This window comes from Streptomyces sp. NPDC001315, from assembly GCF_042896175.1.
Taxonomy (GTDB): Bacteria; Actinomycetota; Actinomycetes; order Streptomycetales; family Streptomycetaceae; genus Streptomyces.
On the sequence record NZ_JBIAWZ010000001.1, the window covers coordinates 1303039 to 1326632 of the forward strand.

The window sequence follows — 23594 nt, forward strand, 5'->3', positions numbered from 1 at the left end:
AACCCGATGGGCGTGCCTCGGGCCATGGAGTGCGAGGATCGGGAAGTGACCAGGACGCCACCGACGGGTGAACGCCCGCAGGAATGAGCGGAAGCCCGTACGCGCGTAGGCTCCTCCCAGGTGTCCGCACCGGTTCGCCGCACCGGTGAGGGGGCCCGGTGGAGACCGCTCCCGCCGGCCGGATCTAGGGTCGGCAGTCGGGCTCGGTCGACCCACACAACTCGACCACAGAAACTTCACATCGGAAGCGAGATTTCACCACCGTGACTGCTCTCACTCTCAGCACCGCCGCGGCGCCCGGTCTGCGGGCCGACGCCATCGTGATCGGTGTCGCGAAGGGCCCGAAGGGTCCGGTCGTCGCACCGGGCGCCGAGGCCGTGGACCAGGCCTACGACGGCAGGCTCGCCGGCGTCCTCGAGACCCTCGGCGCCTCCGGTGCCGAGGGCGAGCTGACGAAGCTGCCCGCTCCGACGGGCTTCAAGGCACCCCTCGTGGTGGCGGTGGGGCTGGGCGCGGAGCCCGAGAAGGACTCCTCCTACGACGCCGAGGCGCTGCGCAAGGCCGCCGGCGTGGCCGCCCGTACCCTCACCGGGGCCAAGAAGGCCGCCTTCGCGCTGCCGCTCACCGACGCCGCCGACATCGGCGCGGTCGCCGAGGGCGTGCTGCTCGGCGCGTACTCCTTCGACACCTACAAGGACAACGGCAAGGACGCCAAGGCGCGGGCCGGCAAGGCCCCGCTCGCCGAGGCCTCGCTGCTCGGCGGCAAGCCCCGCGACAAGGAGCACAAGGCCGCGGTCGAGCGCGCCACGGCCGTCGCCCAGGAGCTCAACCGCGCCCGCGACCTGATCAACATGCCGCCGAACGACCTCGACCCGGCGGCGTTCGCCGCCATCGCGCAGGCCGCGGCCAAGGAGCACGGCATCAAGGTGCAGGTGCTCGACGAGAAGGCCCTGGAGAAGGGCGGCTACGGCGGCATCCTCGGCGTCGGCCGGGGCTCGGCCTCCGGTCCCCGCCTGGTGAAGCTGTCGTACACCTCGTCGAAGGCGGACAAGCACCTCGCCTTCGTCGGCAAGGGCATCACCTACGACTCGGGCGGCATCTCGCTGAAGCCGGCCGGTCACAACGAGACGATGAAGTGCGACATGAGCGGTGCGGCCGCGGTGTTCGCCGCGGTGGTCGCCGCCGCGCGGCTCGGACTCGAGGTGAACGTCACCGGCTGGCTGGCGCTGGCGGAGAACATGCCCTCGGGCTCCGCGACCCGTCCGGGTGATGTGCTGCGCATGTACAGCGGCAAGACCGTCGAGGTGCTCAACACCGACGCCGAGGGCCGTCTGGTCCTCGCGGACGCGCTGTGGGCCGCCTCCCAGGAGAAGCCCGACGCCGTGGTGGACGTGGCGACCCTGACCGGCGCGATGATGCTGGCGCTGGGCAGCCGCACCTTCGGGATCATGGCGAACGACGACGCGTTCCGCTCCGCGGTGCACGAGGCCGCCGAGGAGGTCGGCGAGCCGGCGTGGCCGATGCCGCTGCCGGAGCACCTGCGCAAGGGCATGGACTCCCCCACCGCCGACATCGCGAACATGGGCGAGCGGATGGGCGGCGGCCTGGTCGCCGGTCTCTTCCTGCGCGAGTTCGTCGGCGAGGGCGTCACCTGGGCGCACCTCGACATCGCCGGTCCGGCTTTCAACGAGGGCGGGCCGTTCGGTTACACGCCGAAGGGCGGTACGGGTACGGCGGTGCGGACGCTGGTGCGTCTCGCCGAACTGACCGCCGCGGGCGATCTCGGTTAGTTCCTGTGGGCGCGGGACTGTGCGCCTGATCACTCGGGTCGACCCCTTGCCTGGTCGCGCCCACGCGGCGGAGCCGCAGATCGGCACAGTCCCGCGCCCCTTTCGTGGGACCGGCGGCTCCTCGTTGCGACTGAACGTGGGACGTCTCACACACCGGCCCCGCGTCTCGTCCGCCTCTTACAAGTGCGAAGATGGGGCTCGGCAGGACAGGGCCCCCACCGAAGGGCCGAAAAAGAGCGGCCGGACACCAGCCGCCGACCGGTCACTGGAGACCGGCGTGGCGCACATGCATGGAGGACGTGACGTGGCGAACGACGCCAGCACCGTTTTCGACCTAGTGATCCTCGGCGGTGGTAGCGGTGGTTACGCCGCGGCCCTGCGCGGGGCCCAGCTGGGCCTGGACGTCGCCCTGATCGAGAAGGACAAGGTCGGCGGTACCTGCCTGCACCGGGGTTGCATCCCCACCAAGGCCCTGCTGCACGCGGGCGAGATCGCCGACCAGGCCCGCGAGAGCGAGCAGTTCGGTGTCAAGGCCACCTTCGAGGGCATCGACGTCCCGGCCGTCCACAAGTACAAGGACGGCGTCATCTCCGGCCTGTACAAGGGTCTGCAGGGGCTCATCGCCTCCCGCAAGGTGACGTACATCGAGGGTGAGGGCCGTCTGTCCTCCCCGACCTCCGTCGACGTGAACGGTCAGCGGATCCAGGGCCGCCACGTCCTCCTGGCGACCGGTTCCGTGCCGAAGTCGCTGCCGGGCCTGGAGATCGACGGCAACCGCATCATCTCCTCCGACCACGCCCTCGTCCTGGACCGCGTGCCGCAGTCCGCGATCATCCTGGGCGGCGGCGTCATCGGCGTCGAGTTCGCCTCCGCGTGGAAGTCCTTCGGCTCGGACGTCACGGTCATCGAGGGCCTGAAGCACCTCGTCCCGGTCGAGGACGAGAACTCCTCCAAGCTTCTTGAGCGCGCGTTCCGCAAGCGCGGCATCAAGTTCAACCTGGGCACCTTCTTCTCGAAGGCCGAGTACACCGCGAACGGTGTCAAGGTCACCCTCGCCGACGGCAAGGAGTTCGAGGCCGAGGTGCTGCTCGTGGCCGTCGGCCGCGGCCCCGTCTCCGCCGGTCTCGGCTACGAGGAGCAGGGCGTCGCGATGGACCGCGGCTACGTCCTGGTCGACGAGTACATGCGCACCAACGTGCCGACCATCTCCGCCGTCGGCGACCTGGTCCCGACGCTCCAGCTCGCGCACGTCGGCTTCGCCGAGGGCATGCTGGTTGCGGAGCGTCTGGCCGGCCAGAAGGTCGTCCCGATCGACTACGACGGTGTCCCCCGGGTGACGTACTGCCACCCCGAGGTCGCCTCCGTGGGTATCACCGAGGCCAAGGCCAAGGAGATCTACGGCGCGGACAAGGTCGTCGCTCTGAAGTACAACCTGGCGGGCAACGGCAAGAGCAAGATCCTGAACACCTCGGGCGAGATCAAGCTCGTCCAGGTCAAGGACGGTGCCGTGGTCGGCGTCCACATGGTCGGCGACCGTATGGGCGAGCAGGTCGGTGAGGCCCAGCTGATCTACAACTGGGAGGCGCTGCCGGCCGAGGTCGCCCAGCTCGTCCACGCCCACCCGACGCAGAACGAGGCACTCGGCGAGGCCCACCTGGCCCTGGCCGGCAAGCCGCTCCACTCGCACGACTGACCCTCGGTCACCCACGCGACGACACAGACTTCCGCAATTCGTAAGGAGCAACCGAAACCATGGCGGTTTCCGTAACCCTTCCGGCGCTCGGTGAGAGCGTCACCGAGGGCACTGTCACCCGCTGGCTGAAGGCCGAGGGTGAGCGCGTCGAGGCCGACGAGCCGCTGCTCGAGGTCTCGACCGACAAGGTCGACACCGAGATCCCCTCGCCCGCCGCCGGTGTCCTGGCCTCCATCAAGGTCGCCGAGGACGAGACCGTCGAGGTCGGCGCCGAGCTGGCCGTCATCGACGACGGCACCGGGGCGGCTGTCGCCGGCCCGCCTGTGGCTGAGGCCCCCGCTGCCCCGGTTGCCGCGCCCGCCCCGGCGCCCGTCGCCGAGGCCCCGGCCCCTGCCCCCGCCCCCGCTGCCGCCCCGGCCGCTCCGGCCGGTGGCGCCACCGGCACGGACGTGGTCCTGCCCGCGCTCGGCGAGTCCGTCACCGAGGGCACCGTCACCCGCTGGCTGAAGGAGGTCGGCGAGGAGGTCGCGGAGGACGAGCCGCTGCTCGAGGTCTCGACCGACAAGGTCGACACCGAGATCCCGGCGCCCGTCTCCGGTGTGCTGCTCGAGATCACGGTCGGCGAGGACGAGACCGCCGAGGTCGGCGCCAAGCTCGCCGTCATCGGCGCGGCCGGCGCCACCCCGGCCGTGGCTGAGGCACCGGCTGCCCCGGCCCCGGCCGCCGCTCCGGCTCCCGCCCCGGCCGCCCCCGCGGCCCCGGCGCCCGCCGCTGCGGCCCCCGCGCCCGCCCCGGTCGCCGCCGCCCCGGCGCCGGCTGCCCCGGCCCCCGCGCCGGCCGCCCCCGCTCCGGCTCCGGTCACTCCGGCCCCGGCCGCTCCGGCGCCCGTCGCCGCGCAGGCCACCGACGAGGGTGCCTACGTGACCCCGCTGGTGCGCAAGCTCGCCGCCGAGAACGGCGTCGACCTGGCCGCCGTCAAGGGCACCGGCGTCGGCGGTCGTATCCGCAAGCAGGACGTCATCGCCGCCGCCGAGGCCGCGAAGGCCGCCGCTGCCGCTCCGGCTCCGGCCGCTGCCGCTCCGGCCGCCAAGAAGGCCCCCGCGCTCGAGGTCTCCCCGCTGCGCGGCCAGACCGTCAAGATGCCGCGCATCCGCAAGGTCATCGGCGACAACATGGTCAAGGCGCTGCACGAGCAGGCCCAGCTGTCCTCGGTGGTCGAGGTCGACGTCACCCGCCTGATGCGCCTGCGCGCACAGGCCAAGGACTCCTTCGCCGCGCGCGAGGGCGTCAAGCTCTCCCCGATGCCGTTCTTCGTGAAGGCGGCGGCCCAGGCGCTGAAGGCCCACCCGGCCGTCAACGCCCGGATCAACGTGGACGAGGGCACCATCACCTACTTCGACACCGAGAACATCGGTATCGCGGTGGACTCCGAGAAGGGCCTGATGACCCCGGTCATCAAGCACGCGGGCGACCTGAACATCGCCGGCATCGCCAAGGCCACCGCCGAGCTGGCGGGCAAGGTCCGGGCGAACAAGATCACGCCGGACGAGCTGTCCGGCGCGACCTTCACCATCAGCAACACCGGCTCGCGCGGCGCGCTCTTCGACACGATCATCGTGCCGCCGAACCAGGTCGCGATCCTCGGCCTCGGTGCCACGGTCAAGCGTCCGGCCGTCATCGAGACGGAGGAGGGCACGGTCATCGGCGTCCGCGACATGACGTACCTGACCCTGTCCTACGACCACCGTCTGGTGGACGGCGCCGACGCCGCGCGTTACCTGACCGCGGTCAAGGCGATCCTGGAGGCCGGCGAGTTCGAGGTCGAGCTCGGGCTGTAGTCCGCAGGAGCAGTCGTACGGTGCCCCCGACCCGGAGTCTTCCGGCCGGGGGCACCGGCGTTTCCATCGACCGCCGCGCGGGCGGAGGCCGGCGGTCACGCCCTGTCGGGAGCGTGTAAGTCTCGTCTCACCTGCGCGAAAGCGCCCCCATGCGCCCCTCCGGGAGGCGCCCGCGGCCTTATTGTCTAAACGTCAAACGCCCCCGGGGTCCCGCCCGCCGCCCGGCCGCCACCCCTCAACGAGGCCCTTCGGGCCACTGCATTGGACTCTAGGCCCCTCCCTAAAGGAGCTCTCATGACCGCGCCCGTCGTCCACTCGCTGCGCGAACAGATCCGCGAGCACATCGTGGAGGGGATCGTCAGCGGGCGCTGGCAGCCGGGCGAGCGGATCGTGGAGCGGCGGATCGCGACCGAGCTGGAGGTCAGCCAGACGCCGGTGCGGGAGGCGCTGCGCGAGCTGGAGTCTCTGCGGCTGATCGAGTCGGCGCCGAACAAGGGCGTACGGGTGCGGAACCTGACCGCGGCCGACCTCGAGGAGAGCTACCCCGTCCGGGCCGGTCTGGAGGCCATCGCGGCGGAGCTCGCGGCGGAGCGGCTGGCGGAGGACTGCTCGGCCCTGGAGCCGCATGTCGCCGCGCTGTACGAGGCCGACCGCAAGGCGGACGGCACGGCCCAGGTACGGCACACGGTGGGCTTCCACCGGGAGTTGGTCCGGGCGGCCGGCAACTCGGTGCTGCTGCACACCTGGGAGGGGCTCGGCATCGAGGTGTTCACCGCGCTGTCGATCCGCTGGCTGGGGACGGTGCAGCAGTCGTACGCCGAGGAGCACGAGGAGCTGGTGCAGGCGTTCCGGCGCCGGGATCCGCGGATCGCGGAGCTGGTGAAGGCTCACGTCCTGGGGTGCGCGCCGCGCGCGTGACACAGCCGAGCATGTACCCGCTCACCTGCGGAAACCCTGTGAGAAACCCCCGAAAAAGTCGGCACGGGGTGCCTGTGTCGCAGGCACCCCGTGCCGACTTTCTCGTAATCGAGAGGTTTTGCCCCTCAACCCTTTGATCGATCATCGATCAGGGAGTTACAGTCTCCGACGGGCTCCCACCAGAGCCCATGCCCTGTCCTGCCAAAGACCAAGGGCACCCCCGAAACACCTCATAGGGAACCCCCTTCGACTGAGGAAGGCGGCGAAATGACCGACCCCAACGCCATCCAGCCGAGCGCGCTCGACCAGCTCCCGGACCGGGACCCGGAGGAGACCGCCGAATGGCAGGCCTCACTGGACGCGGTCGCCAAGGCGGCCGGGCCGCACCGCGCGGCGTACCTGATGCGCCGGACGCTGGAGCGTGCGGAGGGCAACGGCATCGCGCTGCCCAAGCTCCTCGAGACGGACTACGTCAACACCATCCCGACCGCCGCCGAGCCGTCCGCGCCCGGTGACCCGGAGATGGAGCGCCGGATCACCGCCTGGAACCGCTGGAACGCGGCGGCCATGGTGACCCGCGGCGCGAAACACGGCGTCGGCGGCCACATCGCCACCTTCGCCTCCGCGGCCTGGCTGTACGAGACCGGCTTCAACCACTTCTTCAAGGGCAAGGAGGCCGACGGCTCGGGCGACCAGCTCTACATCCAGGGCCACGCCTCCCCCGGCATCTACGCCCGCGCCTTCCTCGACGGACGGCTCAGCGAGCACCACCTCGACAACTTCCGTCAGGAGGCCGGCGGCAACGGCCTGCCCTCCTACCCGCACCCGCGGCGTCTGCCCTGGCTGTGGGAGTTCCCGACGGTGTCGATGGGCCTCGGCCCGCTCTCCGCGATCTACCAGGCGCGCTTCAACCGCTACCTGACCAACCGCGGCATCAAGGACGTCTCCGCGTCCCACGTCTGGGCCTTCCTCGGTGACGGCGAGATGGACGAGCCGGAGTCGACGGCGGCACTCGCGCTCGCCTCCCGCGAGGGTCTCGACAACCTGACCTTCGTCATCAACTGCAACCTGCAGCGCCTCGACGGCCCGGTCCGCGCCAACTTCAAGATCGTGCAGGAGCTGGAGGCCCAGTTCCGTGGCGCCGGCTGGAACGTCATCAAGACGCTGTGGGGTACCGCCTGGGACGAGCTGTTCCAGCTCGACACCACCGGCGCGCTCGTACGCCGGCTGCGCGAGGTACCGGACGCCCAGGTGCAGACGTACCAGACCCGTGGCGCCGCCTACATCCGCGAGGACTTCTTCGGCAAGGACCCGGCACTCGCCGAGATGGCGAAGCTGCTGAGCGACGACAAGATCCTCGAGTGTTTCCACCTCTCCCGCGGCGGTCACGAGGCGCGCAAGGTCTACGCCGCGTACAAGGCGGCCGTCGAGCACAAGGGCGCGCCGACCGTCATCCTGGCGCAGACGGTCAAGGGCCACACGCTGGGCGAGGGCTTCGCGTCGAAGAACGCCAACCACCAGATGAAGAAGCTTTCGGTGGACGAGTTCAAGACGATGCGTGACCTGCTGGAGCTGCCGATCTCCGACGCGCAGTTCGCCGACGGCGTGGTCCCCTACGGCCACCCGGGCGCCGACTCCCCCGAGGTCCGTTACCTCCAGGAGCGCCGCGCGGCCCTCGGCGGCCCGGCCCCGGCCCGCCGTACGCACGCCCTCGCCCCGCTGCCGACCCCCGCGGAGAAGGCGTTCGCGTCCTTCGACAAGGGCTCCGGCTCCCAGAACGTCGCCACCACCATGGCCTTCGTCCGCCTGATCAAGGACCTGGTCCGCGACAAGGAGACGGGCAAGCGCTGGGTGCCGATCGTCCCGGACGAGGCGCGCACCTTCGGCATGGAGTCGCTCTTCCCGTCGCTCGGCATCTACTCGCCCAAGGGCCAGACGTACGAGCCGGTCGACCGCGACCAGCTGATGTACTACAAGGAGGCCAAGAACGGCCAGATCCTCAACGAGGGGATCACCGAGGCCGGTTCGATGGCCGACTTCATCGCCGCGTCCACCGCGTACGCCACGCACGGCGAAGCGATGATCCCGTTCTACATCTTCTACTCGATGTTCGGCTGGCAGCGCACGGCCGACCAGATGTGGCAGCTCGGCGACCAGCTCGGCCGCGGCTTCCTCGTCGGCGCCACGGCCGGCCGTACCACCCTGACCGGCGAGGGCCTGCAGCACGCGGACGGCCACTCCCCCGTCATCGCCGCGACCAACCCGGCGGCGCTGACGTACGACCCGGCCTTCGCGTACGAGATCGCGACGATCGTCAAGGACGGTCTGCGCCGCATGTACGGCGAGGCGGCCCCGGGTGAGGACCCGAACGTCTTCTACTACCTCACGGTCTACAACGAGCCGATGCCGCAGCCGGCCAAGCCGTCCGGCCTCGGTATCGACGAGGGCATCGTCAAGGGCCTGTACCGCTTCAACACGGCGGAGTCGGCCGGGCTTGCGCCGGTGGCCAACGCCCCGCGCATCCAGCTGCTGGGTTCCGGCACCGCGATCCACTGGGTGCTCGAAGCCCAGAAGCTGCTCGCCGAGGAGTGGGGCGTGGCGGCGGACGTGTGGTCCGCGACGTCCTGGACCGAGCTGCGGCGCGACGCGCTGGAGGCCGACGCGGCCCTGCTGCGCGGCGACGAGCGGGTCCCCTACGTCCGCCAGGCGCTGCACGGCGCCGAGGGCCCGGTGCTCGCGGTCTCCGACTACATGCGCCAGGTCCCGGACCAGATCGCGCAGTGGGTCGAGCAGGACTACTCGTCCCTGGGCGCCGACGGCTTCGGCCTCTCCGACACCCGCGAGGCGGCTCGCCGCCACTTCGGCGTCGACGCCCAGTCGGTCGTCGTCGCGGCCCTGGCCCAGCTCGCCCGGCGCGGTGAGGTCAAGGCGACCGCGGTGAAGGAAGCGCGGGACAAGTACGGCCTGTAACACCGGGTCTCAGTGAAGGGGTACGGCGACCGACCGCCGTACCCCTTCACTGTCAGTGGGGCCCGGCATCATGACCGTATGCGTGCTGCCCGGCTCATCAAGATGGTGCTGCTGCTCCAGTCCCGGCCCTCCATGACCGCCGCCGAACTCGCCGGGGAACTGGAGGTGTCGGAGCGGACCGTCACGCGGGACGCGCAGGCGCTGTCGGAGGCGGGAGTGCCGGTGTACGCGGAGCGGGGGCGGGCCGGGGGGTACCGGCTGGTCGGCGGGTACCGGACGCGGCTGACCGGGCTGGCCCGCGGTGAGGCCGAGGCGCTGTTCCTGAGCGGCGTGCCGGGGGCGCTGCGGGAGATGGGGCTGGAGGACGCGGCCTCGGCGGCCCGGCTGAAGGTCTCGGCGGCGCTGCTGCCCTCCCTGCGCGACGCTTCCCGTACGGCGGCACAGCGGTTCCATCTGGACGCGCCCAACTGGTTCGTGGAGCCCCGGACGCCGGAGCTGCTGCCGGCCGTGGCGGACGCGATGTGGGACGACCGGCGGATCACCGCGCGCTACCGGCGCGGGGAGCGGGAAGTCGAACGGGAGCTGGAGCCGTACGGGCTCGTGCTCAAGGCAGGTGTCTGGTACCTGTGCGCGCGGGTGGCGGGCGACGGGACCTTCCGGGTGTACCGGATCGAGCGGTTCACGGCGGTGGCCGCCGACGAGGAGTGCTTCACCCGGGACGAGGGATTCGATCTGCCCGGCTTCTGGGAGGAGCGGGCCGAGCAGTTCGCGCGGTCGATCCTGCGGGCCGAGGTCGTGGTGCGGCTGTCCGGGGACGGGGTGCGCAGGTTGCCGTACGCCGTCGGTGCCCGGTCAGCGCGGGAGGCACTGGCGTCGGCCGGCGCTCCCGACGGCGACGGCTGGGTGACGGTGACCCTGCCGGTGGAGTCCGAGGAGATCGCGCACACGCAGCTCACGGGGCTCGGGCCGGAGGTCGAGGTGCTGGCGCCCGAGGGTCTGCGGGAGCGGTTCGCGCGGGACGCGGCGCGGCTCGCCGGGCTGTACCGCCCATAACAATCCGCCGCACTCCACGTGCGTCCCTCCGCGCCAGGCACGATGCTGGACCCGTGATGGACGAGATGGAGTTCTGGGAGCTCGTGGACACCGCCCGCGAGGCCGCCGACGGCGACCCCGAGGAGCAGGCCGACCTGCTCATGGACCGGCTGCTCCAACTGGACCCGGAGTCGGTCCTCGACTTCGCCCGTCACTTCGAGTCCCGCTACCACCGCGCCTACACCTGGGACCTGTGGGGCGCCGCCTGGGTGCTGCTCGACGGGGCCAGCGACGACGCCTTCGACTTCTTCCGGTGCTGGCTGATCGGCCAGGGCCGGGACGTCTTCGAGGGCGCGATGCACGACCCGGACTCGATGGCCGACCTGCTGGACGACTTCGACGAGGAGATCGACGGCGACGGCGAGGAGCTCGGCTACGCGGCCGACGAGGCCTACGAACAGCTCACCGGCACCGTCGCCCCGGACCTGGGCATCCCGCCCGCGCCGGCGGAGCCCGAGGGCACGCCGATCGACTTCGAGAGCGAGAGCGCGCTCGCGGAGCGGTACCCCAAGCTGTGGGACCGGTTCAGGGACTGAGGTTCACCCGGACGGACGGCGGCGGCCCGCGTCCGACGGGATGTACGCCTTCGTCTGCTCGGCCTTCACCACGTGGTGGAGCGGCGCCTGGTTGGCCTGGTCGAGGGCGGACGCGGTCACCGCGGCCGGGCCCAGGACGACGGTCGCGACGGCGCAGACCACCGCCCAGGGGCTGCGCGCCGCCCTGGCCCACCCGGCCGTCCGCTCCGTGGTTTCCGTGCGACGGCTGTTCGTACGACTGCTGCTCATGAGATCCCCACCTCCAGTCGGCTTGTGTGTCCATGACCGTAGGGGGCCGGGATCTGCGGACCCTGCGTGCCGCCTATGGCGTTCCTGTGGACGTCGACGTCCTGCCCTGCAGCCGGGCGGCCGTCTGCCTGATGTCCGGGAGCCGGGCGCTGAGGGCCGCGCCCGGGCAGTTGGTCGGGTAGCCGTCGTTGTGGCCCGCCAGCGCGGGGAGCGTGGCGGTGCGGCCGGCGGCGTAGCGGCTGAGGCTGTTGCTGGAGATCAGGCGCACGGTGGCGCGCGGATCGATGTCGGCGAGGCCCAGTTTCCAGGCGGCCACCGCCGCGATCGCGGCGGTCATCGCCTTGGGAACGGTGGCCCCGGCCGTGAAGGTGCCGATGGCGGCGATGCCGGTGCTGCGGTGGTTGAAGCCCTGGGTGTGGGCGCCGGTCACGGGGCGGTCGACGCCGCCCGCCCGGCCCTCGTAGATCGTGCCGCAGCGGTCGACGAGGAAGTTGTAGCCGATGTCGTCCCACTGGCGGGCGCCCGTCTGCCCCTCGTAGAGGTGGCGGATGATGCGGGGGGCGTCGGCGCAGGCGTAGCCGTTGGGCGAGTCGGTGTGGTGGACGAAGACCGCGAGGACCTTGTCGTCGTAGCGCGGGGGCGGCTGCGGATGCGGTGCGGCGGTGTCCATCCAGGCCGAACGTGGCACGATGCGCGGTTTGTCCGCCAGGTGCCGGCCGGCGGGACGCTGGGACAGGGGCAGCCGCCCCGGCCTGGCGGCCAGGGCGGCCGTCGCCGCGCTGTCCACGCCGCCCGCGCACAGCGCCAGCGCGATGACGGCGGTGAATCCGGGCAGACAGGCCAGCAGAACCAGCACGAGGCTCGGCACTCGCGGCGGACGCCGTTTGCGTGCCCCTCGTGTTCTTCGGAGGCCCGGTCGGAAGAAACGCATGGGTCCCACTGTCGGTGCGAACCGCACCGCCCGCGATGTGTGCTGTGCCACCCGGCGGAACCATCGTCCCGGTCCGCGACGTTTTTCTGGGTACACGCACGCGTGGCCGCTTCCGATCGGCCACGCGCGTGTGGCTGATCACTGGGACCGTCCCGCGCGTACTAGGAGACGCCCCCTGAGGGTCCGAGAGAAAGGCGGCTCCGTGGACCTGCTCGACATCGTGCTGTTGCTGGTGATCCTGGCCTACGCCGGGTCCGGTTACCGGCGCGGGCTGGTGGCCGGCTGCGTGTCGCTCGCCGGGTTCGTGGGCGGTGCGGTGGTCGGCGTGTGGATCCTGCCGTGGGTGATGAACCTGGTGACACCGGGGACGACGGCGGCGACGGTGACGGCCGTGCTGACGGTGCTGGTGCCGGCGGCGGTGGGCCATGAGCTGGCGGGGCGGCTGGCGCTGAAGCTGCGGCGCGAGCTGGACCGGGGGCCGCTGCGGGTGGCGGACGGGGTCGGCGGGGCCGCGGCCAACGCGGTCGCCGTGCTGATCGTGGCGTGGGTGGCCGCGAGCGTCCTGGGCGCGTCCTCGTCCCCGCTGGTGACGACGGCGATCCGCGACTCCACGCTGCTCGGGACCGTGCAGAAGGCGATGCCGGACACCACCCCGGCGTGGTTCTCGAACGCCACGTCCGCGCTCACCCAGGCGGGTTTCCCGCAGGTCTTCAACCCGTTCGAGAACGAGTCGACCGCCGAGGTCGCCGAGCCCTCCGGCGACAGCGTCACGGCGAGCGCGACCAACGCCGCCAAGCTGAGCACGGTGAAGATCGAGGGCGTCTCCGGCGACCAGGGCCGCGAGGGCAGCGGCTTCGTGTACGCCTCGGAGCACGTGATGACCAACGCACACGTGGTGGCCGGCATCGACCGCCCTGACGTGCGCGTCGGTGGTGTCGGGCAGTCGTACGAGGCGCGGGTCGTGCTCTTCGACCCGGACAAGGACGTGGCAGTGCTGTACGTGCCCGGCCTGCGCGCCCCCGTGCTGCGCTTCGACGACAGTGCCGCGCGCGGCGACCAGGCGGTGGTCGCGGGCTATCCCCAGGACGGCGACCTGAACCTGCAGGCGGCGACGGTCGCCAACCGGGTGAAGGCGACCGGCCGGAACATCTACAACGACGCCACCGTCACTCGCGAGATCTACTCGATCCGCTCGACCGTCCGCCCGGGCAACTCCGGCGGCCCGCTGCTGACCACCGACGGCCGCGTGTACGGCGTCGTCTTCGCCCGCTCCACCTCGGACGACCAGACCGGCTACGTCCTGACGGTGGCCGAGGTCTCCTCCGACGCCGAGCGCGCGTCGAGCGCGACGGCGCCGGTGGACACGGGCGACCTGATCACTTCGTAGTCCCCCGAAGGAGCGACGAGGGGCGGCTTCGTGAGCGTCACAACGGACGCCCCATCAGCACGTCGTCGACGTACTCCCCGTCCAGGAAGAACTCCTCGGGCTGTACGCCCTCGACGACGAACCCCTCGGACGCGTACAGCGCCCGGGCAGCGGTGTTGTGGCCCAGGACGCGCAGGCTGATGCGGCGGGCGCCCTGGTGGCGGGCCTCCTCGACGGCGGCGCGCAGCAGCGCCCGGCCGACGCCCTTGCCGCGGGCCTCCGCCGCGACGGCGAGGCCGCGGATCTGGCGGACGTGCGCGTTCGAGGCGAGCAGGGTGGGGAAGCCGAGGCGGACGTAGCCGACGAGCAGGCCGTCGAGTTCGGCGACCAGGTGGTCCCGGGGGCCGGTGCGCTCCGTGAAGAACGGCTCGTAGGGCTGTCGTGGCGGCGGGGTGACCGCGTGCAGGTACGACCAGGTGGCGCGGTCGAGCCGGCCCAGCGGCTCCTCGTCGTCGAACGTGGCGTGGCGTATGTGCGGCTCCGGCATGGAAGTCACCCTAAGACAAAGACGAAGAGCAACCGGATGGGGTTTCAGGGGGTCACCAGTCAGGATAGTTACCATGGAACGTACGCGAATCGCGGTGGCCGGTGCGTCCGGTCTCATCGGCAGTGCTCTGGTGCGGTCCCTGACCGCGGACGGACACGAGGTGGTGCGCCTGGTGCGCCGTGCGGCCCATGGCGCGGACGAGGTCTGCTGGGACCCCGCGGGGCGGTACGTGGACCTGGCCGGGCTCGCCGGGTGCGACGCCGTGGTCAATCTGGCGGGGGCCGGGGTGGGTGACCGGCGCTGGACGGAGGCGTACAAGAAGAAGATCCACGACAGCCGGGTGCTCGGTACGGCGGCGCTCGCGGAGACAGTGGCCGCGCTGGACCGGCCGCCGCGGGTGTTCGTCAACGGCAGCGCGATCGGCATCTACGGGGAGACCGGGGAGCGGGTCGTCGACGAGGACGCGCCGACCGGGCACGGCTTCCTGCCCGAGCTGTGTGTGGAGTGGGAGGCGGCCGCGGCGCCCGCGCGGGAGGCGGGCGTACGGACGGTGTTCCCGCGGACCGGGCTGGTGGTGGCGCGCGCGGGCGGGGCCTGGGGGCGGCTGTTCCCGCTGTTCAAGGCCGGGCTCGGGGGGCGGATGGGCGACGGGCGGCAGTACTGGTCGTACATCTCGCTGCACGACGAGGTCGCCGCGATCCGGCATCTCATCGAACGCGACGACCTTTCGGGGCCGTTCAACCTGACCGCCCCGCAGCCGCTGACGAACCGTGAGATCACGGCGGCGATGGGGCGCGTGCTGCGCCGGCCGGCGCTCTTCGCGGTGCCGGAGCCGGTGCTGCGGACGGTGCTCGGGGAGATGGCGGGGGACGTGCTGGGCAGCCAACGGGTGGTGCCGAAGCGGCTGCTGGAGTCGGGGTTCGCGTTTGCGTTTCCGGGCATCGAGGACGCGATCCGGGCGGCGTGACAGCCGCCTCGACCATATGCGACCGCCGTGCGACCGTGCCCTGTTCATGCGCGACTGTCCTTGACCGGTCACGGCCCTACCCTCGATCCGAACTCGGGCATCCCGGACGCCCGTTGGGGGCATGACGTCTCCACCGGCCGCGCAACCTCGAGGAGGGGCACGTGCTTGAGCCCACGTTCCAGGCAGATGTCGTCGTCGTGGGAGCCGGGGTCGCCGGACTCACGGCGGCGCATCGGCTGACCAGTGCAGGAGTCACGACCGCAGTCCTGGAGGCCGCCCCTTGCGTGGGCGGCCGCATGTCGACCGAGAAGGTCGACGGCTTCCGGCTGGACCGGATCGGACAACTGCTGTCCACGTCGTATCCCGAACTGGGCCGGACCCCGGGGCTCGACGCGCTCGTGCTGCGCCCCTTCGCGCCGGGGGTCCTGCTGCACAGCGACGGCCGCCGGCGCCGTGCGGGCGCCCCGGCGGGCGGAGGGGGCGCAAGGGGCGCACTCCACGCCGTACGCGCCCTCGCGAGCGGCCCAAGGCCCGCCCCCCGGTCGCTGCCCCTACCGCGGCCCCGGAACGGCACCCCGCGCCCGTCGTCCGTGCCCCGGGCCCGCACGGGCGCCCCGCTGGGCACCGCCGTCGACCAGGCCCGCCTGGGCGCCGCGCTCACCCGTATCGCGCACACCCCGGTCGAACGGCTGCTGTCCCGCCCCGAGGCGCCGGCGGCCCTCGCCCTCGCCGCCCGCGGCGTGCCCGCCCGGACGATCGACGGCTTCCTGCGCCCGCTGCTCGCCGCCCTGCTGTGCGACCCGGACCTCACCACCTCCAGCCGGTGCGCGGACCTCGCGCTGCGCTCCTTCGCGTCCGGTCGGCTGTGTCTGCCGGAGGGCGGGGCCGACGTGCTGCCCGAGCTGCTGGCGCGGACACTGCCGCTGGGCACGGTGCACACCGGCGTGCGGGTCACGTCGGTCGCCACGAACTCGGTGACCACGGCGGAGCACGGGGAGTTCCGCTGCCGTGCCGTCCTGGTGGCCACCGACGCGCGCGGCGCCGCCGAGCTGCTGCCCGGGCTGCGCGTGCCGGACTTCCACCCCGTGACGGTCGTCCACCACGCCACGGACGAGCCGCCGGAGACCGGCGCGGCCCTGCTGCTGGACGCCGACCGCGGCGGCCCTGTCGCGCACACCGCCGTGGTCAGCCTGGTCGACCCCAGCCGTGCGCCCGAGGGCCGGGCGCTGGTGTCGTCCACGGTGCTGGGCATGCCCCCGGCCGACCTCGACACCGCCGTACGGACGCACCTGGCCCGGTTGTACGGCGCCTCGACCGCGCGCTGGGAGACCCTCACCGTGCACCACACCGCCGAGGCCGTGCCCGCGATGCGGCCGCCGCACGACCTGCGGCGGCCGGTGCGGCTGCTGGCGGGCCTGTACGTGTGCGGCGACCATCGGGACACCAGCACGGTGCAGGGGGCACTGCACTCGGGCCGACGGGCCTCGGCGGCGATCCTGGCGGACCTGGGGGCGGCCGGGTCGATGCACGCGGCGGAGCAACTGCGATCGGCGGCCTGAGCGGGCCGACCACCCACCCCTGGACCGAGCCGGGGCGGCCGTGCCCGGGCCCGAGTCGGCCGCCCGCCCTTCACCCCAGGGCGGCGGCCACCTTGTCCCGGTACCCGCGTACCGGCGCCGCGTCCTTGTACGGTTCCAGCCTTCGCTCGAAGTCCCTGACGTACTCGATCGCCCGCACCGACCGCATCTCCGCCGCCTGCCCGGCCGCCTCGGCGCCGAGCTGGCAGGCCTGGTCGAGTTCGCCCAGGCCGAGCCGGGCGGAGGCGAGCACGAGCCGGCAGAACACGCGGCTGCGGGCGAAGGAGGGGGCGCGCAGTTGCAGGGAGCGCTCGGCGTGCTGGGCGGCGGCCCGGAACTGCTGCAGGTCCCGGTGACAGTGCCCGAACTCGTCGGCAAGCTGCGCCTCGTCGAAGAAGCGGGCCCAGTACGGCACCTCGTCCCCGGCCCGGGCCGCCTCCAGGGCGCGCTCGGCCCGGACGAGCGAGGCGGTACAGGCGCGCACCTCGCCCAGCACCCCGTGCGCGCGGGCCTCGACCGAGTGCAGCAGTGCCTGCACGACCGGCGGGGCGCTGGTGCCGACGCCCTGCTGGGCCACACGCGCGAGCTGCACGGCCTCGCGTCCGTGCGCGAGGTACACGGCCTGGCGGCTCATGGTGACCAGGACGTACGAGCCGTACGCCCGGTCGCCGGCCGCCTGCGCCAGCCGCAGCGCCTGCACGAAGTAGCGCTGGGCGAGTCCGTGCGCGGCGATGTCGTACGACGTCCAGCCGGCCAGCCGGGTCAGGTCGGCGGCCGCGGCGAACAGGCGGCGGCCGGTCTGCTCGCCGTAGGTGCCGCGCAGCATCGGCTCGCACTCGTGTTCCAGGTAGCGCACGAGGGCCTGGCGGGCGTGGCCGCCGCCGTAGGCGTCGTCGAGGGTGCGGAACAGTTCGCCGACCGAGTGCAGCGCGGCGATGTCGCCACCGGTGACACGCTGCCCGGGGCCGCGTTCGGACTGGCCGCGCTGGCGGGGTACGGCGGCGCGGCCCTGGGCGGGCACCCGGGCGGGCGGTTCGCTGCGGGCGACCTTCTCGTCGGCCCGGCCGATCAGCCAGTCCCGGCTGGGCACGACGAGCCCCGCCGGGGTGAACGCGATCTTGCGGAGCTCGGCGTGGCTGCCGGAGTCCTTGCGCCACAGCCCGCTGACGATGTCGATGGCCTCCTCAGGGGTACCGGCGAACTCCAGGCCCGCGTACACGGGGGCGCAGGCGTCCAGGCCGAGGTCCTGGGCCGAGAACCGGCGCCCGAGGCGGCGCGTGAAGACCTCGGCGATCAGCGCGGGTGTGGTGCCTCGGGGCTGCTGGCCGCGCAGCCATCGCGTCACGGACGTCTTGTCGTATCTCAGGTCGAGCCCGTGCTCGAGACCGAGCTGGTCCACGCGACGGGCGAGACCTGCGTTGGAGAACCCCGCTTCTGCGATGAGCGCGGCGAGCTGGCGGTTGGGAGTGCGCTGCGCGGGTCGGTCCGTCATCTGCGGTGCGGTCTCCTGCCTTTCGGGCCTCGCTAAGGCCCTGCGGTGCCCGGATTGCCTGTGAGCAGCCCATATGGCCTCGTGAACGGCGCGAATGTAGCGGAGCGTAAGCATCCGATCGCACATCTCGACCCTCATTCATCCGATCGTGTGAGGATTGGCCACGCGGCTGACGGGATTCGGCCGGACGTACAGTGGCGTGGGCACGTTTCGTGCCTTACGACCTTCTAGGGAGGCGCTTGCCGTGAGTGAGTTGCGGTTCGTCCGCATGGGGTTCGGTGCCGATGCCGTCGAGTACCAGGAGGCGTGGGACGAGCAGCGCCGGGTGCACGCGGCACGGTTCGCCGACGAGGTCCCCGACACCGTGCTGCTCCTGGAGCATCCCCCGGTCTACACGGCCGGCCGGCGCACGGCGGACAACGAACGCCCGCTCGACGGCACCCCGGTCGTCGACGTGGACCGCGGCGGCAAGATCACCTGGCACGGGCCGGGCCAGCTGGTGGGCTACCCCATCCAGAAGCTCCCGCGTCCGGTCGACGTCGTCGCCCACCTCCGGCGCCTCGAGGACGCGATGATCCGCGTCTGCGCGGAGTTCGGCGTCGAGACCAGCCGGGTGGAGGGCCGGGCCGGCGTCTGGGTGCTGGGCGACCCGGTGGAGCAGCGTCCGTCGATCGGCGGCCTCTCCCTGGACTTCGACCCGCGGCTGACGGACGAGGAGTTCGACCCCCGCCTCAACGGCCCCGAGTACGCCCCCTCCAACGCCGGCCAGCGTCGCGAGGACCGCAAGATCTGCGCCATGGGCATCCGGGTCGCCAAGGGCGTCACCATGCACGGCTTCGCGCTGAACGTGAACCCGGACACATCCAACTTCGACAAGATCATCCCGTGCGGCATCCGCGACGCCGGGGTGACCTCCCTCGCCCACGAACTGGGCCGCGACCTCACCATCGCCGATGTCCTGCCGGTCGCCGAACGGCACCTGAAGGACGTACTGGCGAACGCGGAGCTGAAGCCGCGGGAGATCGAGCGGGCGTCGGTCTAGCCGTACGGGGGAATGCACCCCCGTTCCGCAAGGTTGCCCACACGCAGGGCCGGAAACAGTACGGGCGTACTCTGGTGTACGCCGACGAATCGAAGCTACAGGGAGCCGACGTGTCCGCAGTCGCACCCGACGGACGCAAGATGCTGCGCCTGGAGGTCCGCAACAGCCAGACCCCCATCGAGCGCAAGCCCGAGTGGATCAAGACCCGGGCGAAAATGGGTCCCGAGTACACGAAGATGCAGAACCTCGTGAAGAGCGAGGGCCTGCACACGGTCTGCCAGGAAGCCGGCTGTCCCAACATCTACGAGTGCTGGGAGGACCGCGAGGCGACCTTCCTCATCGGCGGCGACCAGTGCACCCGGCGCTGCGACTTCTGCCAGATCGACACCGGCAAGCCCGAGGCGCTCGACCGTGACGAGCCGCGCCGCGTGGGCGAGTCCGTGGTCACCATGGACCTGAACTACGCCACCATCACCGGCGTCGCCCGCGACGACCTGGAGGACGGCGGCGCCTGGCTGTACGCGGAGACGGTCCGCCAGATCCATGCGCAGACCGCCGGGCGCGAGGCCGGCCGCACCAAGGTCGAGCTCCTCGCCCCCGACTTCAACGCCGTCCCCGAGCAGCTGGCGGAGGTCTTCTCCTCCCGGCCCGAGGTCTTCGCGCACAACGTCGAGACGGTCCCGCGGATCTTCAAGCGGATCCGCCCCGGCTTCCGCTACGAGCGCTCCCTGCAGGTGATCACCGCCGCGCGCGACTACGGCCTGGTCACCAAGTCCAACCTGATCCTCGGCATGGGCGAGACCCGTGAGGAGGTCAGCGAGGCGCTCAAGCAGCTGCACGACGCCGGCTGCGAGCTGGTCACCATCACGCAGTACCTGCGCCCCTCCGTGCGCCACCACCCGGTGGAGCGCTGGGTCAAGCCGCACGAGTTCGTGGAGCTGAAGGAGGAGGCCGAGCAGATCGGTTTCTCCGGCGTGATGTCGGGCCCCCTGGTCCGCTCGTCGTATCGTGCCGGCCGGCTCTACCAGATGGCCATCGAGAAGCGGGGCACCTACGTCGCCGCGCAGGCCGTCTGACAGACCGTCACCCTCCTTGCCCCATACGGGCGCGAGGCATGCGTGTGAATTCGCGCACAAGATACTACTGGTCAGTAGTGGCCGATATGACGCGGCCCTGACCGTCCTCGCAGATGAGGGCGTTCGTCAGGGCCGCGTCAGTCTTTCGGGCCCCCGCATCAAGGTTTCATTCGTGTTTGACCGGTCGGTCACGCCCTGGTAACACCAATCAGTGACGTTGGTATCACAGCACGTACACCCGCACCCGTACCCGGAGCCATACCGAGGGGGGACCTTCACCATGCAGGCCGCGCCCGTTCGCGCCACAGCGATCCCGTCCTTCACCGACGCACTTCGCGCAGTCGAGTCGCTGCTCATGAGCAGCGGCCAGCGCACCGCCCGCCGCAACGCCTGGACCTCCGTCCTGGAGGACCGCCGCCGCGCCAAGGACCGGGTCGAGACACAGCGCGTCCTCGAGGAGACCCTGTCCGCCCGTCCCTGAACGCATCCCCTCCCGCTCTCCGGGCACTGCCGTCGTCGGTAGTCCTGGGGACACGTAGACTTCGTGGCATGGCGAGGAAGGACAACGCGGCGGACGCCGCGAACCCCGGGCGACTGAAGCAGATCGCCCTGACCTACAAGATGACCCGCAAGGCCGACAAGAAGATCGGTCTTGTACTCGCGGCTGTCGGCATCATCACCTTCGGTGTCTTTCTCGCGATCGGTTTCCTGATCGGTCACCCCATCTATCTCGGCATCCTGGGCTTTCTGCTCGCCTTCCTCGCGACGGCGATCGTGTTCGGGCGCCGGGCCGAGCGGGCGGCCTTCGGGCAGATGGAGGGCCAGCCGGGCGCCGCAGCGGCCGTACTGGACAACATCGGCCGGGGCTGGACGACGACCCCCGCGGTGGCGATGAACCGCAGCCAGGACGTGGTGCACCGGGCTGTCGGCAAGGCCGGCATCGTCCTGGTGGCCGAGGGCAACCCGAACCGGGTGAAGTCCCTGCTGGCCGCCGAGAAGAAGAAGATGAACCGCGTGGTCGCGGACGTGCCGGTGCACGACGTGATCGTCGGTACGGGCGAGGGCCAGGTCGAGCTGAAGAAGCTGCGCACGACCATGCTGAAGCTGCCGCGCGTACTGACCGGCCCGCAGGTCACCACGACCACCGACCGGCTGCGCGCCATGGGCGACCTGATGAGCAACATGCCGCTGCCGAAGGGGCCGATGCCGAAGGGCATGCGCCTGCCGAAGGGCGGGCCGAACGGCCGCTGACATCCCTCCTGCGCTACGACGACCTCTACGAAGAAGGGGCGCCCGGATCACTCCGGGCGCCCCTTCTTCGTATCAAGCCCTCAGATGCGCACTTCGTATCAAGCCCCTCGGATGCGCACCCCGATCGTTCTCAGATACGCACCTCGACCGTGCGGGCCAGCCGGTCGTGGAGCCCCCGGCCGTCGCGGTCCCAGATCAGGGCCGGGATGGCGAGGCACAGCAGGACCGTGCGCAGCAGGGCGCGCAGCGGCTTGACGGTGCCGGTCTCCAGGGCGACCACCCGCAGGCGGAAGAGGCGCTTGCCGGGGGTGCAGCCGACCGTGCCGAGGGTCAGGACGCCCAGCGCGAAGAAGATGAGCAGCGCCCAGTTGCCGGTCCGCTGGTCGTAGCCGTCCGTGATCAGGCCGTATGCGATCAAGAGGCACAGGCCCCAGTCCACGGCGAGGGCGCCGAGCCGCCGTCCCGGGCGGGCGATCGAGCCGGGCCCCTCCTCCGGCAGACCGAGCTGTTCGCCCCGGTATCCGAAGTCGGCACCGGCGCCTTCCATGGCCGCGCGTGGCCCGGAAAGCCACGATCCGATTGCTTGCCTGTTGTCCACCCGTCCACGGTACTGCGCCCGTATATGACCGGGAGACGTCGGGGTGTGTCGGGGCTACCTTGGAACCAGGGCTGGTTAACTTCTGCGAAACAAATGGGTCACGCCCGAGAAATCACGCATCCCTAGTGTCTAAGGCAGCGTGTGCCACCGCACTGGCCGCACGAACGAACTACCACCCCGGCAAGACGGTCGGGAGTAGGAGGAGCTGGATGTTCCAGAACGCCGACGAGGCCAAGAAGTTCATCGCGGACGAGGACGTCAAGTTCATCGACGTCCGCTTCTGCGACCTGCCGGGCGTCATGCAGCACTTCACGCTGCCCGTCGAGGCGTTCGACCCGGACGAGGAGCTCGCGTTCGACGGTTCGTCGATCCGCGGTTTCCAGGCCATCCACGAGTCCGACATGGCCCTGCGCGCCGACCTGTCGACGTCCCGTGTCGACCCGTTCCGCCGGGACAAGACCCTCAACATCAACTTCTTCATCCACGACCCGATCACGGGCGAGCAGTACTCCCGTGACCCGCGCAACGTGGCGAAGAAGGCCGAGGCCTACCTCGCCTCGACCGGCATCGCGGACACCGCGTACTTCGGTCCCGAGGCCGAGTTCTACGTCTTCGACAGCGTGCGCTTCAAGACCGCCGAGAACGAGTCCTTCTACCACATCGACTCCGAGGCCGGCGCCTGGAACACCGGTGCCATCGAGGACAACCGCGGTTACAAGGTCCGCTACAAGGGCGGTTACTTCCCGACCCCGCCGGTCGACCACTTCGCCGACCTGCGTGCCGAGATCTCCCTGGAGCTGGCCGCTTCCGGCCTCCAGGTCGAGCGCCAGCACCACGAGGTGGGCACCGCCGGCCAGGCCGAGATCAACTACAAGTTCAACACGCTGCTCGCCGCGGCCGACGACCTCCAGCTCTTCAAGTACATCGTGAAGAACGTCGCCTGGCGCAACGGCAAGACCGCGACCTTCATGCCGAAGCCGATCTTCGGTGACAACGGCTCGGGCATGCACGTCCACCAGTCGCTGTGGGCCGGCGGCGCCCCGCTGTTCTACGACGAGGCCGGTTACGCGGGCCTGTCGGACATGGCCCGCTACTACATCGGCGGCATCCTCAAGCACGCCCCGTCGCTGCTGGCCTTCACCAACCCGACGGTGAACTCGTACCACCGTCTGGTCCCCGGCTTCGAGGCCCCGGTCAACCTGGTGTACTCGCAGCGCAACCGCTCCGCGGCCATGCGTATCCCGATCACCGGCTCGAACCCGAAGGCCAAGCGCGTCGAGTTCCGCGCGCCCGACTCCTCCGGCAACCCGTACCTGGCCTTCTCCGCGCTGCTGCTCGCGGGCCTGGACGGCATCAAGAACAAGATCGAGCCGGCCGAGCCGATCGACAAGGACCTCTACGAGCTGGCGCCCGAGGAGCACGCGGGCGTCGCGCAGGTCCCGACCTCGCTCCCGGCCGTCCTCGACCGCCTCGAGGCCGACCACGAGTTCCTGCTCGCGGGCGACGTGTTCACGTCCGACCTGATCGAGACGTGGATCGACTACAAGCGCACGAACGAGATCGCTCCGCTGCAGCTGCGTCCGCACCCGCACGAGTTCGAGCTGTACTTCGACGTCTAGGAAGGACGCCGAGCAGGCAGCCCGTCGGGCACAACCGCTGAG

20 protein-coding genes are annotated in these 23594 nt (G+C 71.3%); 15 read left to right on the top strand and 5 right to left on the bottom strand.

The window, feature by feature from the left end; all coding sequences use genetic code 11:
- The first annotated feature begins 263 nt into the window (after positions 1-263).
- The 7 genes from ACFY16_RS05785 to ACFY16_RS05815 all read left to right on the top strand — a co-directional run bounded on the left by ACFY16_RS05785 (position 264) and on the right by ACFY16_RS05815 (position 10837).
- Positions 264-1790, top strand: a complete 1527-nt coding sequence (locus tag ACFY16_RS05785) for a leucyl aminopeptidase (protein WP_390645798.1) — start codon at positions 264-266, stop codon at positions 1788-1790.
- A 304-nt stretch (positions 1791-2094) separates the two neighbouring features.
- Entirely contained in the window at positions 2095-3483 is a 1389-nt protein-coding gene (gene lpdA / locus ACFY16_RS05790; RefSeq protein WP_390645799.1) for a dihydrolipoyl dehydrogenase, read from the top strand.
- A gap of 59 nt (positions 3484-3542) precedes the next feature.
- On the top strand, positions 3543-5321 hold the full coding sequence (gene sucB / locus ACFY16_RS05795; RefSeq protein ID WP_390645800.1) for a 2-oxoglutarate dehydrogenase, E2 component, dihydrolipoamide succinyltransferase: 1779 nt from the start codon (positions 3543-3545) through the stop codon (positions 5319-5321).
- A gap of 294 nt (positions 5322-5615) precedes the next feature.
- Positions 5616-6239, top strand: coding sequence for a GntR family transcriptional regulator (locus ACFY16_RS05800; RefSeq protein WP_390645801.1), 624 nt, complete (start codon positions 5616-5618; stop codon positions 6237-6239).
- Between the two features lie 267 nt (positions 6240-6506).
- Entirely contained in the window at positions 6507-9209 is a 2703-nt protein-coding gene (aceE, locus tag ACFY16_RS05805) for a pyruvate dehydrogenase (acetyl-transferring), homodimeric type (RefSeq protein ID WP_390645802.1), read from the top strand.
- A 78-nt stretch (positions 9210-9287) separates the two neighbouring features.
- Entirely contained in the window at positions 9288-10262 is a 975-nt protein-coding gene (locus tag ACFY16_RS05810; RefSeq protein ID WP_390645803.1) for a helix-turn-helix transcriptional regulator, read from the top strand.
- Between the two features lie 56 nt (positions 10263-10318).
- Positions 10319-10837 (top strand): DUF4240 domain-containing protein, encoded by a 519-nt coding sequence (locus ACFY16_RS05815; RefSeq protein WP_390646102.1) that lies wholly within the window; start codon positions 10319-10321, stop codon positions 10835-10837.
- A 3-nt stretch (positions 10838-10840) separates the two neighbouring features.
- Here ACFY16_RS05815 and ACFY16_RS05820 read toward each other — a convergent pair whose 3' ends face one another.
- Together ACFY16_RS05820 and ACFY16_RS05825 are read right to left on the bottom strand one after the other, a co-directional pair.
- Positions 10841-11086 (bottom strand): hypothetical protein, encoded by a 246-nt coding sequence (locus tag ACFY16_RS05820; RefSeq protein WP_390645804.1) that lies wholly within the window; start codon positions 11084-11086, stop codon positions 10841-10843.
- A 73-nt stretch (positions 11087-11159) separates the two neighbouring features.
- The gene (locus ACFY16_RS05825; RefSeq protein WP_390645805.1) at positions 11160-11954 is read right to left on the bottom strand and encodes a peptidoglycan recognition protein; all 795 of its coding nucleotides are present in this window, start codon (positions 11952-11954) and stop codon (positions 11160-11162) included.
- Positions 11955-12219: 265 nt separating this feature from the next.
- On the opposite strand from ACFY16_RS05825, the gene ACFY16_RS05830 reads away from it, so the two are divergent.
- Positions 12220-13404, top strand: coding sequence for a MarP family serine protease (locus tag ACFY16_RS05830; RefSeq protein WP_390645806.1), 1185 nt, complete (start codon positions 12220-12222; stop codon positions 13402-13404).
- A gap of 37 nt (positions 13405-13441) precedes the next feature.
- On the opposite strand, the gene ACFY16_RS05835 is transcribed toward ACFY16_RS05830, so the two are convergent.
- A complete protein-coding gene (locus ACFY16_RS05835; protein WP_390645807.1) occupies positions 13442-13930 on the bottom strand; it encodes a GNAT family N-acetyltransferase in 489 nt (162 codons plus the stop codon).
- A gap of 73 nt (positions 13931-14003) precedes the next feature.
- Between ACFY16_RS05835 and ACFY16_RS05840 the strand changes: the two genes are divergently transcribed.
- Both ACFY16_RS05840 and ACFY16_RS05845 read left to right on the top strand, forming a co-directional pair.
- Positions 14004-14897 (top strand): TIGR01777 family oxidoreductase, encoded by an 894-nt coding sequence (locus ACFY16_RS05840; RefSeq protein WP_390645808.1) that lies wholly within the window; start codon positions 14004-14006, stop codon positions 14895-14897.
- Positions 14898-15058: 161 nt separating this feature from the next.
- On the top strand, positions 15059-16456 hold the full coding sequence (locus tag ACFY16_RS05845; RefSeq protein WP_390645809.1) for an NAD(P)/FAD-dependent oxidoreductase: 1398 nt from the start codon (positions 15059-15061) through the stop codon (positions 16454-16456).
- 70 nt (positions 16457-16526) lie between these two features.
- Here ACFY16_RS05845 and ACFY16_RS05850 read toward each other — a convergent pair whose 3' ends face one another.
- Positions 16527-17966: a regulator gene (locus ACFY16_RS05850; RefSeq protein WP_390645810.1), complete on the bottom strand. Its 1440-nt coding sequence runs from the start codon at positions 17964-17966 to the stop codon at positions 16527-16529.
- Between the two features lie 244 nt (positions 17967-18210).
- Here ACFY16_RS05850 and lipB point away from each other — a divergent pair, with 244 nt between their 5' ends.
- From lipB to ACFY16_RS05870, 4 genes are all read left to right on the top strand, one after another.
- Positions 18211-19008 (top strand): lipoyl(octanoyl) transferase LipB, encoded by a 798-nt coding sequence (lipB, locus tag ACFY16_RS05855; RefSeq protein WP_390645811.1) that lies wholly within the window; start codon positions 18211-18213, stop codon positions 19006-19008.
- 110 nt (positions 19009-19118) lie between these two features.
- Positions 19119-20084 carry a lipoyl synthase gene (gene lipA, locus ACFY16_RS05860; protein WP_390645812.1) on the top strand — a complete coding sequence of 322 codons (966 nt, stop codon included), beginning with the start codon at positions 19119-19121 and terminating at the stop codon, positions 20082-20084.
- Positions 20085-20364: 280 nt separating this feature from the next.
- Positions 20365-20565 carry a hypothetical protein gene (locus tag ACFY16_RS05865; protein ID WP_351142787.1) on the top strand — a complete coding sequence of 67 codons (201 nt, stop codon included), beginning with the start codon at positions 20365-20367 and terminating at the stop codon, positions 20563-20565.
- A 68-nt stretch (positions 20566-20633) separates the two neighbouring features.
- The gene (locus ACFY16_RS05870) at positions 20634-21335 is read left to right on the top strand and encodes a DUF4191 domain-containing protein (protein ID WP_390645813.1); all 702 of its coding nucleotides are present in this window, start codon (positions 20634-20636) and stop codon (positions 21333-21335) included.
- Between the two features lie 130 nt (positions 21336-21465).
- On the opposite strand, the gene ACFY16_RS05875 is transcribed toward ACFY16_RS05870, so the two are convergent.
- Positions 21466-21933, bottom strand: a complete 468-nt coding sequence (locus ACFY16_RS05875) for an RDD family protein (protein ID WP_390645814.1) — start codon at positions 21931-21933, stop codon at positions 21466-21468.
- Positions 21934-22142: 209 nt separating this feature from the next.
- On the opposite strand from ACFY16_RS05875, the gene glnA reads away from it, so the two are divergent.
- A complete protein-coding gene (glnA, locus tag ACFY16_RS05880; protein ID WP_390645815.1) occupies positions 22143-23552 on the top strand; it encodes a type I glutamate--ammonia ligase in 1410 nt (469 codons plus the stop codon).
- Positions 23553-23594 lie beyond the last annotated feature (42 nt).